The sequence below is a fragment of the Alkalihalobacillus sp. R86527 genome (genome assembly GCF_042466185.1).
Lineage (GTDB): Bacteria > Bacillota > Bacilli > Bacillales > Guptibacillaceae > Guptibacillus.
The window spans coordinates 1,048,312-1,064,581 of sequence record NZ_JAXHBW010000001.1; the positions used below are offsets into that span (position 1 = coordinate 1,048,312).

Here is a 16,270-nt window from a genome sequence, read left to right on the forward strand (position 1 = left end):
CACCGAGCATGTTTTTTAGTTCAGGTTGTCGAGAAAGTCTCGACAACCTATTTTTTTTGCCTTTTTTTATTTCACCCTTTTGTTAAGCTAGAGATAGATTCTTTTTAGGCGGTGATGTAATGTTTCAATCTAAGAAAGATCGGCAGAATGAATTAGAAATGGTAACGATTGATGAACTTGTCCCTGATAACCACTTATTACGTAAGATCGACCACTACATAGATTTCTCCTTTATCCCTGAAAAAGTCCGTCCTTATTATTGTGAAGACAACGGCCGTCCATCCCTTGATCCCCTAGTATTATTTAAGATGATGTTTATTGGATATATTTACGGCATTCGCTCTGAACGCGAATTAGAGCGTCAAATTCAAACGAATGTCGCGTACCGGTGGTTCCTCGGATTGAATTTAACCGACGCCGTACCCCATCACTCTACGATCAGCTGGAATCGCAGAATGCGTTTTAATGAAACAGATATTTTCCAAGAGGTTTTTGATGAGGTCGTCCACCAGGCTATGAACCATCGAATGGTGTCAGGACGAGTTCTCTACACCGATTCCACACATCTAAAAGCGAGCGCGAATAAGAAAAAGTTCTCCAGGAAAGACGTTCATGTAGAAACGGCCGACTATATAGATGAACTCAATGAAGCAGTGGAACAGGACAGGTCTGATCATGGAAAAAAGCCTCTAAAAGAAAAGAAGGAGGTGAATAAGACGAAGGAAATCAAAGTCAGTCATACTGATCCTGAGAGTGGTTATTTATATCGAGAACATAAACCTGAAGGTTTCTTTTACTTAGATCATCGCACCACAGATATGAAATTCAACATCATTACTGACGTCCATATTACTCCAGGTAATATTCACGACTCCAAACCTTATTTACAACGGTTAGACCGCCAGGTAAAACGCTTCGGTTTTAAAGTAGAAGCAGTCGGTCTAGATGCAGGATACTTAACAGCCCCTATTTGTCACGGACTCGAACAACGAAACGTATTTGGCGTTATCGCTCATCGTCGCTACCAAAGTAAAAAAGGATTTCTTCCGAAATGGAAATACAAATATGATGAAAACCTCGATCGATATGTTTGTCCTCAGGGTGAGGCACTGGCGTACGCGACGACGGACCGAGAAGGGTATCGTCACTATAAGTCGGACCCCACGAAATGTAAGACTTGTCCTCTTCTGGCACATTGCACTGAGAACCAGAAGCACCAGAAAACCATCACACGCCATGTGTGGGAAGGGGCAAAAGAAAAGGTTCGTCAGAACCGACTTTCCAATGAGGGAAAGTGGATTTATCGCATGAGAAAAGAGAAGGTTGAGCGTAGCTTCGCAGATTCAAAAGAACTGCATGGGCTGCGTTATTGTCGCTTGCGTGGAAAACAAAAAGTAAGAGAACAAGCGTTACTGACTGCCGCCTGTCAGAATATGAAGAAGATTGCCCTTCACTTAGACCGGGTGAGCTAGGTGAAGGAGAGTTTTTTTCATATTACTAACATTAAAATTTAAAAAAACGACCTCAAAATACAAACCAACAAAAAAAGCTTGTAGAAGAACCTGGGGTTCCTCTACAAGCTGAACTAAAAAAACATGCTCGGCTTTCACCGAGCATGTTTTTTAGTTACAAAATATATGGTCCTAACAGAAGGACGACGATTCCTAAATTAATTCCGAGTTGGTAAGATGTTTTTTGCAAAATCGTCCATTCCCGGTCCTGCCCAAGCCGGCTAATCATATATGAAAAAACAAATATTAGGAGTGGCCATACGTAACCTGCGCCTGAAAACGTTAAATAATTTGGTGCAAGGTATTGAAATGGTCCGTCGAGGATAGATGGTAAAAAGGCGATTTGTGAGCCTACAAACAGTGTAACGATTGTCCATTCAACCCAGCTTTTGTCTCGTTCAAGAGCCGTCGTATTCGAGAAATACAGATACATAAGTGCAAATGCAGGAAGGATTAGGAATCCAAATGAGAAAGCAAGCATTGCAAACATTCCTACGATTGCTGAGAATGTATCAAATAGAGCAAACCTAATATCCTTACCAGTGGTCTTCGTGCTTTCGGCGATGACACTTTTGGATGTAGAAGCTCCATGCAGTTTAAAACCGGACTTTTCTTGATCTAACCAAATGATCGCTTGATCATTTAATCGAATAGGTCTGATTGATAGCTCTTCACTCGTACTTCTGCGAGAGGCCATCCATCCGTCTTCATTCTTTTTGGCTTGATAAATACTTACAACAGCTTTTTTTGGAGAAATATAATCGTTAGCACTAAATAGGAGAGTTGGTTCTCCATCTTCAATACCAAGGGAGACATAACTTGGCTTAGAAAATGTTTCGTTAGTTTCAGTATTATTAATTTTGAGAAGCTTTGGTTCTACTTCCCCTTTCCCTGAACTTTCGGCATAATATGTATTTATTAGTTTCGAGCCATTCCTCGTTGCGAAAATTGTATATGTGAAAACAGTCGTTTCACCTTTCTCAACAGCTTGAAAATTACTATAGTAGTCACCTGCAACAATTTTCGTTTCCATGATGAGTTCAGGTGTTTTGTCTGGTTTCACATAGTAGATTCGGTTCATTGTCCCTGTCAATGCGTAGAGGATCACGTTATCATCGTCTGTTACTACTGCGCTTCTAACCTGATCTTCCTGATCAAACGTTACTTCGTTTTTTACTTGTCCTTCTGGAGATACGAAATAAAGTTTATGTTTCGACCATGTAACGATGCCATTATGGGAGGCGTTGATCCCTTCGATTCCGTCTAATATAGGAGTTTCTATCCCATCTTTTGAATGGATGAGCTGATCTCCGTCCTTAAACATTGCCTGTTCTTCATCGACATAGAATGCATAGCCTTCAGGGATGCTATATTCCAACTCCTCAGATGAAAGCTCAAGATCTGTATTGATGTTTAGCTTTCTCGCAGGATCTCCAGAAATGTAAACATCAGTTGAGTCTTCCCCGTCTGCAACAAACACTTCATTATCCTCCACCGATAAACCTAACTCCATCGTCCTGCTCCAGTTTTCGTCTGGCTGCTTTTGAATTAAATTCAGCTGGTGAAGGAAAACAAACAATAAAATAATTAACCCCGCGCCAATAGGTAACCCGATTTTTTTCATTCTGTCTCCCCCCTCGTTCCCTTTGTTGATCCATACGTATGAATTTTACACAAGTTTCAAAAAATTTACAATACATGATGAATTAACGAACGAATAAGTATTGAATAGGGTACGGTAGCTCTATGTTTTGAGAGAGGGGGGTAACTAATGATGGATCGCGTAGAAACTTGTATAAAAAAATTTATTCAATTAGCTCGGTCTGCTCAAGGTGAGGATGGAGCCTTTCACTATTGTTTTGAGAACAGTCTAGTAACAGATGCAGCTTTGATCGTATTAATAAGAACGTTAGAGGTAGATGAGGATGGTTTACTTCAAGCGTTAGTGGATCGCTTGCTAAATCAACAAGATTCTTCAGGTTACTGGAAGTTGTATCATGATGAGGTGGGTGGAAATCTTTCAGCTACAGTACAGGCATACCACAGTTTGCTATATTCTGGTAAAGTATCGCAAGCAAGGCTGAATAAAACGCGAGAATATATTATCAAGAATGGAGGATTAGGTGCGACTGATTCATTCACAAAAGTGTTTCTGTCTATCCATGGTCATATCAAGTGGCAAAATCTCTTTCATTTTCCTATGCTTTTTATGCTGGTTCCTGAGTCATTTCCAATCTCATTCTATGATTTAAGTTCTTATGCACGCATTCATTTCGCACCTATTATCATCATGCAAGATAAGAAATTTACAATTCAGACAAAATGGACACCAGACCTTTCCGATCTTGTGGTGAGGGAAAGAAATACGTCAGATGAATCACGGGACTCTCGTCTCCGTTTACCCACGAATTTATTATTGCTAGCAAGAAAAAGGGCAGAACAATACATGATTCAACGTATAGAAACTGATGGAACATTGTTTAATTATGCGACCGCGACATTTTTTATGGTCTATGCGATGCTTGCGTTAGGCTATGATCGTCATTCACCAACGATTATGAATGCGATAGAAGGGTTGAAGGAGATGATTTGGCTCCCAGAGATGCATGTCCAAAATTCACCTTCAACAATATGGGACACCGCTTTGATGTCGTATGCACTAGATAAAGCAGGGGTTTCATACAACTCTTCTATGAGAATCAACTCAGTAAACTATTTATTAACACATCAGCAAGACCGTAAAGGAGATTGGGCAATAACGAGACCAAACATTCAGCCAGGTGGTTGGGGATTCTCAGAAGGAAATACCTTTCATCCAGATATGGATGACACATCTGTAGCATTAAGAGCGATCACGCGATATATATCTTTTGATGAAGAAATTCATGCAGCGTGGCAGAGGGGTGTTAATTGGCTCCTCGGTATGCAAAATGATGATGGCGGATGGCCAGCATTTGAACCTGATCGAAGGGCTCTATTGTTAAAAGACTTACCTATTAATGGAGCAGACTCTTCATTCCCTGACGACTCAACAGCGGATTTAACGGGAAGAACAATCGAGTTCCTATGTAATGATGCCGGAATAAAAGGGTCACATCCAATTATACAGAATGCAACGAAGTGGCTAACAAAAAATCAAGAAAGTGATGGTTCATGGTATGGAAGGTGGGGGATTTATTATCTATATGGAACATGGGCAGCGCTAACCGGCTTAAAAGCGGCTGGTGTAAGTGAGAACCATCCTGTTGTAAAGAGCGGTCTGAGATTCTTAAAGAAAACACAGCAAGAGCAAGGAGGATGGGGAGAATCTTGTAGAAGTAATGTAAAGCATCGGTATATTCCACTTTCTCACGCTACACCATCTCAAACAGCGTGGGCTGTCAATGCGTTGATGAGTTGGGAAGGTGATACGATAGAGGTGAGAAGAGGGATTGATTACCTTTTGAAACATTCTTTTACAGAACAAGAGCTTACGTATCCAACTGGAGCGGGGTTACCAGGTAGCTTCTATATTCACTATCATAGCTATAATATTATCTGGCCTCTGCTTACACTTGCTCAGTACTACAAGCTAAGTAGTGAGAAAGAGTAAAGGATAATGTGCAGAGGTTATCGCACGTTGTCCTTTACTCTAGTCCTTTCTTTTCAACTTCTCTTACTTTAATTTCACCAGTACCTCGAGGGATTTTTACGGAATGAACCGTATTCGCCTCTAGTTCATGAGCGATCATATCCGTTGCTTCTGAGGGGTTGATTTTATCTCCACAGGTGTACACGTCGATCGAGGCGTATCCATGTTCAGGAAAGCTGTGAATCGTGAGGTGCGACTCTGCAATGATGACAGCTCCGCTAATTCCCTGAGGTTCAAAAGGATGAAAAACGACTTCTCGTATTTCAGCACCAGAATTGAGTGCAGCTTTGGCAAACGTTTCCTCAATAAATACCAGGTCGTTCAATTTGTCTTTATTGCAATTCCACATTTCAGCTATTATATGATGGCCAAGTGTTTCGATGGTATTTGCCTCCCTTGTTTTGCTTCTATTAGTTTCTATAATAGGAAATCTATTTATACAACGTTTCTCCCCTCTAACAAGAAATGTTAAACTGTTTTTGAAGAGAGTTACAAAGAAGAAGTGTATGGTTTGACACCTTATGTTTAAAAGTTTAAACTTAAGAACAAAAAAGGGAATCAAAGGAGTAAAGACTATGACATCGATACCTGCGTTAGTTGAAAATCATAAGAATTATTATCATATCGGTGACACAAAGAAGTATGATTTTAGAAAACAGCAGCTTGAAGTATTGAGGAATGCGATCAAGGAGTATGAGCAAGAGGTATTGGATGCGTTGAAGACTGATTTACATAAATCAGAATGGGAAGCGTACACGACAGAAATTGGTTTCCTTCTTGAGGAAATTAAATTTACCATAAAGCACTTAAAGGAATGGATGAAGCCTGAAAGTGTCAAAACACCAATCACTCACCTTGGTTCAAAAAGTCACGTTCACTCGGAACCATTTGGTGTGACGTTAATAATTGCTCCTTGGAATTATCCTTTTCAACTTCAACTTGCACCTCTGGTAGGCGCAATAGCTTCTGGAAACTGTGCAGTGTTGAAGCCTTCTGAACTAACTCCCACTGTTTCAAAGGTGCTAGCTAAGTTGATCAGAGAAAATTTCGCGGAGAAGTATATCTCTCTTGTTGAAGGTGGAGTTCAGGAAAGTACGGAATTACTTAAACAGCCATTTGATCATATATTTTTCACTGGGAGCGTTGCAGTTGGAAAAATTGTCATGGAAGCTGCGGCAAAACAGCTAATTCCGGTAACCCTTGAACTAGGTGGTAAAAGTCCAGCTATCGTAGAGAAAGATGCTAATTTAAAGCTTGCAGCCAAAAGAATAATTTGGGGGAAATTCACGAATGCAGGGCAAACATGTATCGCTCCTGATTATCTTTATATACACAGTGAAGTTAAGGATGAATTGCTTAAGAACATGAGAGAAGTTTTGAATGAATTCTACGGCGTGGATCCGATAAGTGATGAGAAATATGCTCATATTGTAAGTGATAGCCATTTTGAGAGACTGAAGAATTTTCTTAATGATGGCGATGTGGTTATAGGTGGACAACATCGAGCTGATGAGAGAGTAATCGCTCCTACTATAATCGATCACATTTCGTGGGAAGATTCGATCATGCAGGATGAAATCTTCGGACCGTTACTTCCTGTACTTGAATTTGATGACCTTGAGAAAGTCGTTACAGAAGTAAGAAAGCGTCCGAAACCATTAGCTCTTTATTTCTTCTCAGAAAGCGAGGAGAAACAGGATTACATTACAGAGAATCTTTCATTTGGTGGCGGATGTATGAACGATACTCTTATGCATATCGTTTCTCCTTATCTTCCTTTCGGGGGTGTAGGTACGAGTGGAACAGGTAGCTATCATGGAAAAGCGAGTTTTGAAGCTTTTTCGAACAAGAAAAGTATCGTAAAACAGACCACCAAATTTGATTTCTCATTCCGCTATCCATCCGCTAAAAATGGGCTCAAAATAATAAAGAAAATAATGGGGTAAAAGTGCTGAAATCTTTACGATTTCCATGAAAAAAATCAAACGCTTTTCCTCTTTAGTATCTTAAACTGTCATGATATGATAGCGACAAAGCTACTCCCTTCTTTTGGAGTTAAGGTTTACTTTTCGATTAGGAGGAATTAAATGAGTCATCCTAAAGGAATTATTAGTCTTGGTGAAGCCTTGATTGATTTTATCCCTCTAGATAAAGATAACTTAACGTATCAAAAAAGTCCTGGAGGTGCACCAGCGAATGTATCGGTAGGTCTCTCCCGTCTTGGAGCAAAGTCTACTTTCTTAGGGAAAGTAGGGGATGATGTACTAGGACGTTTTCTTAGAGACACATTACGTGATTATGGTGTTGGTGTATCGACAATGATTTTAACAGAAGCTGAGCGAACCGGTGTCGTATTCGTTACGAATGCAGAGGATGGGGAACGGAGCTTTGACTTTTACATAAACCCAAGTGCTGACCGCTTTCTGCATTCTGAGGAAATTGTAGCAGAAGTGTTTGATCAACATCGCATTCTACATTTCGGTTCGATATCGATGATTAGTGAGCCATCACGTAGTGCAACAAGAAAAGCGGTTGAATTAGCGAAAGAAAAGGGTCTCCTTGTGTCATATGATCCAAATCTTAGGCTTGGCCTATGGGAAAGTGAAGAGCGAGCAAGAGAAATAATCGTCTCCATGCTATCCGAGGCAGATATTTTGAAGTTGTCTGAAGAGGAGCTAACGTTCATTACTGGAGAAGATGATATAGATGCTGGAATTAAAAAGCTTTCGCACTATCAAATTCCAGTTATTTTTATTACAAGGGGTGGAGAGGGAAGCCTCGTTTATACACCTGAATATTCCTTGAACGTTCCAGCCATGAAGGTTGACGCAGTAGATACGACAGGTGCTGGAGATGCTTTCGTGTCTGGCATCTTGTACGGTTTCAATGAATGGGAAGAAGGATTATCAAAGTTAACAAAAGAAGACCTTCTGAAGATGACACAATTTGCTAGCGTATCGGGAGCTCTAGCAGCGTCAACAAAAGGTGCGATGACAGCACTTCCTACATTGACTGAAGTACAAGAGCTATTGAAGACTAGAGTTTAAAAATCTCGCTTAAAGACTAATTAAAAACTCCTACGGCATAGTGAACAAAAATAATAAGGTCTCCCAACAAGCTGAACATCTCGCATAGCGAGATGTTTTTCTAGTATTGAGTGAACTAGCATGTATCAAAACGGTACGGTACAATCGTAGTGGATGAATTTACGGAGGTGCTAATGAAATGAATAAAGACTTTTTACTAGAACTACTTGCAACGCCTTCTCCTTCTGGAGCTGAAATGGAAATCCAGCATAAGTGGATGGACTATGTTAGCGAATTTGCTGATGAAATGCGTACAGATCATGCTGGAAATGTAATCGGTATCTTAAATCCAGAAGCTGAATTTAAAGTATTGTTAGCTGGCCATTCTGATGAAATTGGATTTATGGTAAAGAAAATCGATGATAAAGGGTTCATTCGAGTAGAAAAGCTTGGTGGAATCAGTCATAAACCTGCTATTGGTATGAAGGTAACGATTTTTGGAACGCATGGGAAATTGAATGGTGTCTTCGGTGTTAATGCAGAGCATCATGGTGGTGCGAAGGGTGAATTTACTTTTGATGATCTTTATATCGATTGCGGAGCCACTTCTAAAGCGGAGGTAGAGAAGTATATCGAAATTGGAGATTTAGCGGTTTACAAGCGGGAGGTTGAGTTCCTGCTAAACGATCGAATCAGTGGACGAGGACTTGATAATCGAACAGGTTCTTTCATTGTGGCAGAGGTTTTGAAAGAAGTAGCGAAGCGAAATCCAAAAGTGGGTGTTTATGCTGTAAGTACAGTGAATGAAGAAACAAACATGGGAGGAGCCTATTTCGCTGGTGCAGGAATCAAACCAACCATGGCGATTGCCTGTGATGTTACGTTTGCATCCGATTATCCTGGTATCGATTCAAGCAAACATACAGACGTGAAAGTTGGAGGAGGTCCTGTTATCGCAAAGGGCGCACCAATTAATATTAAGGTGAACCAAATGTTGCTGAACGCAGCTAAGAAATTAGACATGGCGATTCAGTATGAGCTTACTCCGAGGATGACAGGTACAGATGCTGATAAACTTCGGTTAACAGGAGAAGGAGTGCCAGTTTCTCTACTATCGCTACCTCTTCGCTACATGCATGCACCAGTAGAAACTGTAAGCTTGAAAGATATGGAAGAAGAAATTGCACTTCTTGTGGAAATGATCGCTGATTTAACTGGTGAGGAAAGTGTTAATCCATTAACGAAATAATATTGACAATTTTGTGAAAATAATGATAAGCTAACAGAGTGAAAAAATTCGAAAGGGAGTGTGTGTGATGGAGCATGTATATAAGAGTGTAAACGTATTAATTTCATGTGAAAAAAAGACGCACATTACCCAAGTGTAATGCTTAATTTAACAAGGGGGAGCGTCTTAGACGTGCGCCCTACTTAATGTCTAACGAATATCAGGCATAACCGCGTGCGGTTATGCCTTTTTTTGTTGGACATTTTTATTGTCTTACATTTGGGGTTTACACATGGTAAATGGGATTGGGGGGGATGTATTGTTCGCTATATTAGGGAAGTTAAGCTGGTTTTTCAAACAACAATGGAAGAGATATGCACTTGCTATATTTTTACTCGTTTTTGCGGGTGTACTTGAAATGATTCCGCCGAAATTGATCGGTATGGCAATTGATGAAATCAATATCGGTACATTAACGTGGGATCGGTTACAAAATTACCTTCTTACGTATGGAGCTTTGTTGCTTGCTGTTTATTTTATTACGTACATTTGGATGTATCAATTATTTGGGGGAGCGTTCTTAGTAGAGAGAATGTTGCGTTCTAAATACATGAAGCACTTGTTGAAAATGACCTCTACTTTTTATGAGAGAAATAGAACTGGCGATTTAATGGCACGAGCCACGAATGATTTGAAAGCGGTTTCGATGACGGCAGGGTTTGGAATCTTGACGCTTGTAGACTCCACAGCCTTTATGATTATCGTTCTTGCGACAATGAGCATACTAATCAGTTGGAAATTAACGCTAGCTGCTATACTGCCTTTACCTCTGATGGCTCTTGCTATGAATCGGTATGGGAAAATCATACACAAACGATTCACGGCAGCTCAAGATTCATTTGGTGATATGAACGATCAGGTCTTAGAATCGATTGCAGGGGTAAGAGTGACGAGAGCTTATGTGCAAGAACGTGCCGATCAAGATAAGTTCCGTCGTTTAACAGAAGATGTGTATAACAAGAATATCGGAGTGGCAAAAATCGATGTATTGTTTGAACCTACAATTAAAGTTCTAGTGGGAATCAGCTACTTAATCGGACTTGGTTACGGCGCATATTTAGTTTTTCATAATGCATTAACTCTCGGTGAACTCGTGTCATTTAACGTTTATCTAGGGATGTTAATCTGGCCGATGATTGCAGTTGGAGAGCTCATAAACATTATGCAGAGAGGGAATGCATCGCTCGACCGAGTAAATAAAATATTAAATTATGAAGCGGATGTAAAAGAAGATACCTCTCCTCAGAATCTTCGGGACCCTGGGGCGATCGAATTTGATCACATAACGTTTACGTATCCTTCTTCTGAAGTTAAGAACCTGGATGATATATCTTTTACACTCTCTAAAGGTGAAACACTTGGAATCGTGGGTCGTACTGGAAGCGGTAAAACTACATTACTAAAGCAGTTGTTAAGAGAGTATCCTCCTGGTGAAGGTGAAGTGAAACTATCAGGCGTTCCAATTCAGCGACTTTCGTTGGAAACCCTTCAAGGGTGGATCGGGTATGTACCTCAAGATCAAATCCTATTCTCAAGAACGGTGAAAGAGAATATTCTTTTTGGAAGAAGCGAAGGAACGGATCGCGATGTAGACCGTGTTCTGAGGCTAGCAGATATTCAAAAAGACATTAGTATTCTCCCATCAGGGCTCGATACTCTTGTAGGTGAAAAGGGAGTAGCTTTGTCAGGTGGACAAAAACAAAGGGTCTCCATTGCAAGGGCTTTGATGATTAATCCAGAAATCTTGATCCTTGATGATGCGATGTCAGCTGTAGATGGGAAAACCGAAGCACAAATCATTTCTAATATACGAAATGAACGAGCGGGAAAAACAACGCTTATCGCTACTCATCGCTTATCAGGTGTGCAGCATGCTGATCGCATTATCGTACTCGAGGAAGGAAAAGTAATAGAATCCGGCACTCATCAAGAACTAATCAAACAAAAAGGTTGGTATAGTGAACAATTTGACAGGCAGCAGCTTGAGGATAATTTGAAGGAGGTGCTGTAAGTGAATCGACATGTTGGGAAACGCTTAGTACATTACGCACTTCGGTTTAAGAAAACAATTCTTATCGCACTTCTTCTGCTTACAGTTGCTGTAGCAGCAGAACTATCAGGTCCGTTGATCGCAAAGCGGATGATCGATAAACATATTCTAGGCATTGAGAATCCATGGTTCGAGACCGATCAAGGGGAAAACGCAGTTAAATACAGTGGAGAGTGGTATAAGCGTAGTGATCATTTCTCCAACAAGGAAGAAAAAGGGAAAGAAGTTAGAATTCTTCAAGTAGGAAGAGACTATTATTTCGTGGATAACAAGATCTCTTTTGATGGAGAGCGCTCGGTAAAGAATCGTGTTATGACGATTTCAAAAGATGACAAAGAAGTCACATATGAAGCAGAGAAGCTTAGTAAATCAGAGCTTCTAAGGTTTTATACACCTGAGTTTCAGCCTCTTATCTGGTTGATCGGGCTGTATTTTGGATTACTTGTGTTCGCTTCGTTTTTTGAATACGGTCAAGGACTGTTGTTACAAACATCTGCAAATCGGATTATTCAAAACATGCGTACAGATGTCTACGCTCAAATTCAAAGGCTTCATATCAATTATTTCGATAACCTCCCTGCCGGAAAGGTTGTATCACGAATTACCAACGATACTGAAGCGATAAGAGAGCTTTATGTCACTGTTCTTGCAACATTTTTCACGAGTATCATTTATATGACTGGTATTTTTATCGCTTTATTTTTCTTAGATGTGAAACTCGCTTTCATCACGCTGGCTATCGTTCCAATTCTTGTTGTCTGGATTATCGTCTATCGAAAATTTGCTTCGAAATACAACAAAGTTATCCGAACGAGAATTAGTGATATCAATGGAATGATCAACGAATCGATCCAGGGGATATCGATCATTAGAGCCTTTAAGCGTCAGTCGCAAACAGAAAAAGAGTTCGAGACGTTGAATGATAGCCATTTCACGTATCAAAATAAACTTTTAAACTTAAATTCACTTATGTCATATAATCTTGTGAATATTTTAAGAAATATCACGTTTGTTGCGCTCATCTGGTACTTTGGAGGAGCGTCGCTATCAGCAGGGTCTGTCGTAAGTCTCGGTGTACTATATGCATTTGTCGATTACTTAAATAGACTATTCCAACCTGTTACAAACATGGTGAATCAATTAGCTAATCTTGAGCAAGCTCTTGTAGCGGCAGATCGCGTATTTGAATTGTTAGATGAAAAAGGGGAAGACGTTGCAGATGGTGAGCTTAAACGGTATGAAGGGAATGTTGCTTTTGACAAGGTCTCGTTTGCTTATAAGGAAGAAGACTATGTACTAAAAGATCTTTCCTTTACTGCAAAGAAAGGTGAAACCGTTGCATTAGTGGGACATACAGGTTCAGGAAAAAGTTCGATCATGAATCTGCTGTTTAGATTCTACGATAATCAACAAGGTAAGATTACAATCGACGGGAAGGATATACAATCGATTCCAAAACAATTCCTCAGACAGCATATGGCGATTGTATTGCAGGATCCATTTCTTTTCACTGGTACGATTGCCTCGAACGTTAGTTTAGATGACCCTTCCATTTCAAGAGAGAAAATAGAGAAGGCTTTAAAAGATGTGGGTGCAGATGATCTACTGAAATCTCTTCCGAAAGGTTATGATGAGCCAGTAATCGAGAAAGGAAGCACGCTCTCTTCTGGTCAACGTCAGTTAATTTCCTTTGCGCGAGCTCTTGCCTTTGACCCAGCCGTTCTTATCCTTGATGAGGCAACTTCCAATGTTGATACGGAAACCGAAATCGTAATCCAAAATGCGCTAGATACTCTGAAGAAAGGCCGAACGACATTCATCATTGCTCATAGACTCTCTACGATCAGGGAAGCAGATCAAATTCTTGTTCTCCACCATGGAGAAATAGCTGAGAGGGGGAGTCATGATGAGCTTATGAAGAAACAAGGTAGGTATTATCAGATGTATCAGCTTCAGCAAGGAAAGTCGATCGAGCAGGCGGTATAAACAAGGGCGGGAACCTTTAAAGGTTCCCGCCCCCTTTATGTGAAAATCGAATTACTTAGAAGAGGAACGAAATTCAGCTGCTTTCGCATTTTCTTTCGAGCAAATCAGTTCCTCATGTAGTGGTTCTTCTCTTTTGAGCGTTTCTTCTCCAAAGGTAGAAGCTTCTGATCCTAAAGGCTGAATCGACTTAGAAGGAAGTTTCGGTTTCAGGCGTATCTACTAAAAAAGTTGTATGGTTTCCGGTATGCCAGCCATTGAGACTTTTATTGTGTCACCGTCCCCGACGTCCGTTACGTCTGCTGAAATTGCCTTTGCTTGTTTTCCTTGTGCCTGTAGCGCAAGCGTTCAAACAAATGAGCAGGATGAGTAGCGTTGAACATTCCTTCACGTAGAGCTCCTTTTTGTTGGTGTTCTTCAGCATGCAATTCTTGCATAGACTAAATGGGGGTGATGTGGATGGGTCACGTATGCCTTTACTGTGAGAAAGAATTGCTCTTTCCTTGGGAAAGAAGAAGGATCGTTTGTGACGGATGCCATTATGCCATATCAGATAGTTATCATGAAGATTATCGCACCGTTAATAAACGAAACACCGAACAAAAATCCCGTTAGACTCGACGGGATTTTTGTTGTCTTAATAACGTTTAACTGCTAACGTGCAACGCGATATACAAATTAAATCTTCTTCCTCGTCAACGATTTTAACTTCCCACACCATTGTCCTTCTGCCTATATGAATAGGTTGAGCAATCGCGGTAACGATGCCGTCTTTTTTGCTTTTTAAATGATTCGCATTGATTTCCATTCCAAATGCAGCTTCGTTTTCTCCATTCAGATGTAATGATCCTCCGATACTTGCAGCAGACTCAGCTAGAGCGACAGAAGCACCACCATGCAGAAATCCGAGCGGCTGATGAGTACTCGGTCCAACGGGCATGTCGAGAACTACTTTTTCTGGGGTTAATGTAACTGCCTCTATACCAAGTGCTTCAAGTAAGGTGTTTTTGAATTCCATTCAATCTCCTCCATATCACTTATTCCCTCTCAGTATACAATACTATTGTAATAGAAAAAGGCAAAAGCCCTTTTGAGCTTTTGCCTCAGTGTGTAGAGAAACCCTGGTTATTGTGCGCCGAGAAGGCTCACCGTGGAAAGCGAGCATTCTGGAGCGGAAATGACCACCTTATCGTGGCAGGTGGTCACTAGACTTTCTCGACACTCTTTAAAACACATATGCTAGCAATAAGCCAATCGACATCAGTAAGCCGAATTGGGTATGCATTTGTGCAGTAGCCTTCATAGCAGGCATCATCTGAACCGCTTCGGTTTTTCCATCAAAAAGCTTTATTGCTTTAAAAGCTTTTGGAAGGCTGAGCAAGACTAGTAATAACCATAGTGATGCATCGATCGTAATAATCATAATAACAACCCAAAGGAAAGAGAATATAAACATCCATTCCAACGACAGAACGGCTTTCTCATGACCAAGTAGAATTGCGAGCGTTTTGCGCCCTTTTTCTTTATCACCTATTCGATCTCGAATATTATTAGCCATCAAGATCCCACCAACGAGAATTGAAATAGGTAATGATAGTAACACGCTATCAAGCGTGATCACTTCAGCTTGTACATAATATGAGAGTAGTACTAGAATAAGCCCCATAAACAGTCCTGCCGCTAGTTCCCCGAACGGTGTATAAGCGATAGGATAGGGACCCCCTGTATAATAATAGCCTGCAGTCATGCAAATAACGCCAATGATTGCAATCCACCAAGTTGTTAATAAACAAATATAAACACCAAGAACAATAGCAATTCCGAAAAAGATAAAAGCAAGCTTTAGAACAGTTTCAGCTCGAACCCCATCTCTAACGATTGCTCCGCCGATACCAACACTTCCTTCATGATCGAGTCCGCGTTTAAAATCGTAATATTCATTAAACATGTTCGTTGCGGACTGAATTAGAATTGAAGCAACCATCATTGCAAGGAATAATCCAAAGTGAAACGGGTTATCTTGAATGGCTAGCATTGTGCCAATAATAACTGGTACAAAGGAAGCTGTTAATGTGTGTGGTCGTAGTAATCGCCACCACACCTCCCAGGTTGGTTTCGAAGGCGAATCTTTCCCCAGCTTATCAGTGCTGTTAGTCAAACGCTCTTCCATAATAATATGTCTCTCCCTCAATCTTAAACTTCAAAAAAATGACCCCTATAACCATTATAGTGTAAAAAAACGGATAAGGGGTGTCAATGTTAAGTTATGTATAAACAAAAAAACGACCACCTTTGCGCTAGCAAGGTGATCCCATCTTATTAATAATACGGATAAGGATATGGTCTGAAGAAAGCGATTCTTCCTAACCCAACCCCTACTAGGCCTCCGAGCAATCCACCAGCAAATGCTCCAAAAAAATACAAGCCGGGTCCTCCAGGTTGCTCTGGTCCGCAGCAGTTATCGCGATTTAATGGACGAATGTAAACAAATTCGTCATCTACTTCTTCTACATGGCCTCTATGAAGTTGGCCATCGTGACATCGAATTTCGACACATTGCCCGATATGTTGACGACAAACGCCTTGATAATAATGCCTGGACAAATTAGACCCTCCTTTGTTCACTTTTTTTATAGACATTTCCTTATGAAATTGTCTACATTACTATCCTATGCTCGATATTTTTTTTGCTAAGGGCATCTGCGGAGTGTTGAGATGATTTTTTTCTTGGGAGATAGGGAAACTAATAATAGAATGAGGTGAGGGTCAAAACCGCTTCGT

At 40.5% G+C, this 16,270-nt stretch carries 12 protein-coding genes; 7 read left to right on the forward strand and 5 right to left on the reverse strand.

Annotation, left to right across the window (positions count from 1 at the left end):
• The first annotated feature begins 119 nt into the window (after positions 1 to 119).
• The gene (locus SJY16_RS05320; protein ID WP_377888055.1) at positions 120 to 1,472 is read left to right on the forward strand and encodes an IS1182 family transposase; all 1,353 of its coding nucleotides are present in this window, start codon (positions 120 to 122) and stop codon (positions 1,470 to 1,472) included.
• Between the two features lie 154 nt (positions 1,473 to 1,626).
• Here the strand turns inward: SJY16_RS05320 and SJY16_RS05325 are convergent, their stop codons facing one another.
• Positions 1,627 to 3,135, reverse strand: coding sequence for a hypothetical protein (locus tag SJY16_RS05325; protein ID WP_377888056.1), 1,509 nt, complete (start codon positions 3,133 to 3,135; stop codon positions 1,627 to 1,629).
• A gap of 147 nt (positions 3,136 to 3,282) precedes the next feature.
• Here SJY16_RS05325 and SJY16_RS05330 point away from each other — a divergent pair, with 147 nt between their 5' ends.
• On the forward strand, positions 3,283 to 5,103 hold the full coding sequence (locus SJY16_RS05330) for a terpene cyclase/mutase family protein (RefSeq protein WP_377888057.1): 1,821 nt from the start codon (positions 3,283 to 3,285) through the stop codon (positions 5,101 to 5,103).
• Between the two features lie 34 nt (positions 5,104 to 5,137).
• Here SJY16_RS05330 and speD read toward each other — a convergent pair whose 3' ends face one another.
• The gene (speD, locus tag SJY16_RS05335; protein ID WP_377892071.1) at positions 5,138 to 5,524 is read right to left on the reverse strand and encodes an adenosylmethionine decarboxylase; all 387 of its coding nucleotides are present in this window, start codon (positions 5,522 to 5,524) and stop codon (positions 5,138 to 5,140) included.
• A 193-nt stretch (positions 5,525 to 5,717) separates the two neighbouring features.
• Here speD and SJY16_RS05340 point away from each other — a divergent pair, with 193 nt between their 5' ends.
• From SJY16_RS05340 to SJY16_RS05360, 5 genes are all read left to right on the forward strand, one after another.
• Positions 5,718 to 7,088: an aldehyde dehydrogenase gene (locus tag SJY16_RS05340; protein ID WP_377888058.1), complete on the forward strand. Its 1,371-nt coding sequence runs from the start codon at positions 5,718 to 5,720 to the stop codon at positions 7,086 to 7,088.
• Between the two features lie 141 nt (positions 7,089 to 7,229).
• Positions 7,230 to 8,189: an aminoimidazole riboside kinase gene (locus tag SJY16_RS05345; protein ID WP_377888059.1), complete on the forward strand. Its 960-nt coding sequence runs from the start codon at positions 7,230 to 7,232 to the stop codon at positions 8,187 to 8,189.
• A 178-nt stretch (positions 8,190 to 8,367) separates the two neighbouring features.
• Positions 8,368 to 9,417: a M20/M25/M40 family metallo-hydrolase gene (locus SJY16_RS05350; RefSeq protein WP_377888060.1), complete on the forward strand. Its 1,050-nt coding sequence runs from the start codon at positions 8,368 to 8,370 to the stop codon at positions 9,415 to 9,417.
• A gap of 298 nt (positions 9,418 to 9,715) precedes the next feature.
• Positions 9,716 to 11,467, forward strand: a complete 1,752-nt coding sequence (locus SJY16_RS05355; protein WP_377888061.1) for an ABC transporter ATP-binding protein — start codon at positions 9,716 to 9,718, stop codon at positions 11,465 to 11,467.
• Positions 11,468 to 13,492, forward strand: a complete 2,025-nt coding sequence (locus SJY16_RS05360; protein WP_377888062.1) for an ABC transporter ATP-binding protein — start codon at positions 11,468 to 11,470, stop codon at positions 13,490 to 13,492.
• 634 nt (positions 13,493 to 14,126) lie between these two features.
• Here the strand turns inward: SJY16_RS05360 and SJY16_RS05365 are convergent.
• The 3 genes from SJY16_RS05365 to SJY16_RS05375 all read right to left on the reverse strand — a co-directional run bounded on the left by SJY16_RS05365 (position 14,127) and on the right by SJY16_RS05375 (position 16,093).
• Positions 14,127 to 14,507: a hotdog fold thioesterase gene (locus tag SJY16_RS05365; protein ID WP_377888063.1), complete on the reverse strand. Its 381-nt coding sequence runs from the start codon at positions 14,505 to 14,507 to the stop codon at positions 14,127 to 14,129.
• 207 nt (positions 14,508 to 14,714) lie between these two features.
• Positions 14,715 to 15,659, reverse strand: a complete 945-nt coding sequence (locus SJY16_RS05370; protein WP_377888064.1) for a 1,4-dihydroxy-2-naphthoate polyprenyltransferase — start codon at positions 15,657 to 15,659, stop codon at positions 14,715 to 14,717.
• A 149-nt stretch (positions 15,660 to 15,808) separates the two neighbouring features.
• Complete coding sequence (locus SJY16_RS05375) at positions 15,809 to 16,093, reverse strand: hypothetical protein (protein ID WP_377888065.1); 285 nt, start codon at positions 16,091 to 16,093, stop codon at positions 15,809 to 15,811.
• Between the last annotated feature and the right edge of the window lie 177 nt (positions 16,094 to 16,270).

Bases quoted from the DNA above. Each gene is read 5' to 3' on its own strand.
- SJY16_RS05320 (WP_377888055.1), top strand. From the start codon at position 120: ATGTTTCAATCTAAGAAAGATCGGCAGAATGAATTAGAAATGGTAACG.
- SJY16_RS05330 (WP_377888057.1), top strand. From the start codon at position 3,283: ATGATGGATCGCGTAGAAACTTGTATAAAAAAATTTATTCAATTAGCT.
- SJY16_RS05365 (WP_377888063.1), bottom strand. From the start codon at position 14,507: ATGGAATTCAAAAACACCTTACTTGAAGCACTTGGTATAGAGGCAGTT.
- SJY16_RS05350 (WP_377888060.1), top strand. From the start codon at position 8,368: ATGAATAAAGACTTTTTACTAGAACTACTTGCAACGCCTTCTCCTTCT.
- SJY16_RS05325 (WP_377888056.1), bottom strand. From the start codon at position 3,135: ATGAAAAAAATCGGGTTACCTATTGGCGCGGGGTTAATTATTTTATTG.
- SJY16_RS05370 (WP_377888064.1), bottom strand. From the start codon at position 15,659: ATGGAAGAGCGTTTGACTAACAGCACTGATAAGCTGGGGAAAGATTCG.
- SJY16_RS05340 (WP_377888058.1), top strand. From the start codon at position 5,718: ATGACATCGATACCTGCGTTAGTTGAAAATCATAAGAATTATTATCAT.
- SJY16_RS05345 (WP_377888059.1), top strand. From the start codon at position 7,230: ATGAGTCATCCTAAAGGAATTATTAGTCTTGGTGAAGCCTTGATTGAT.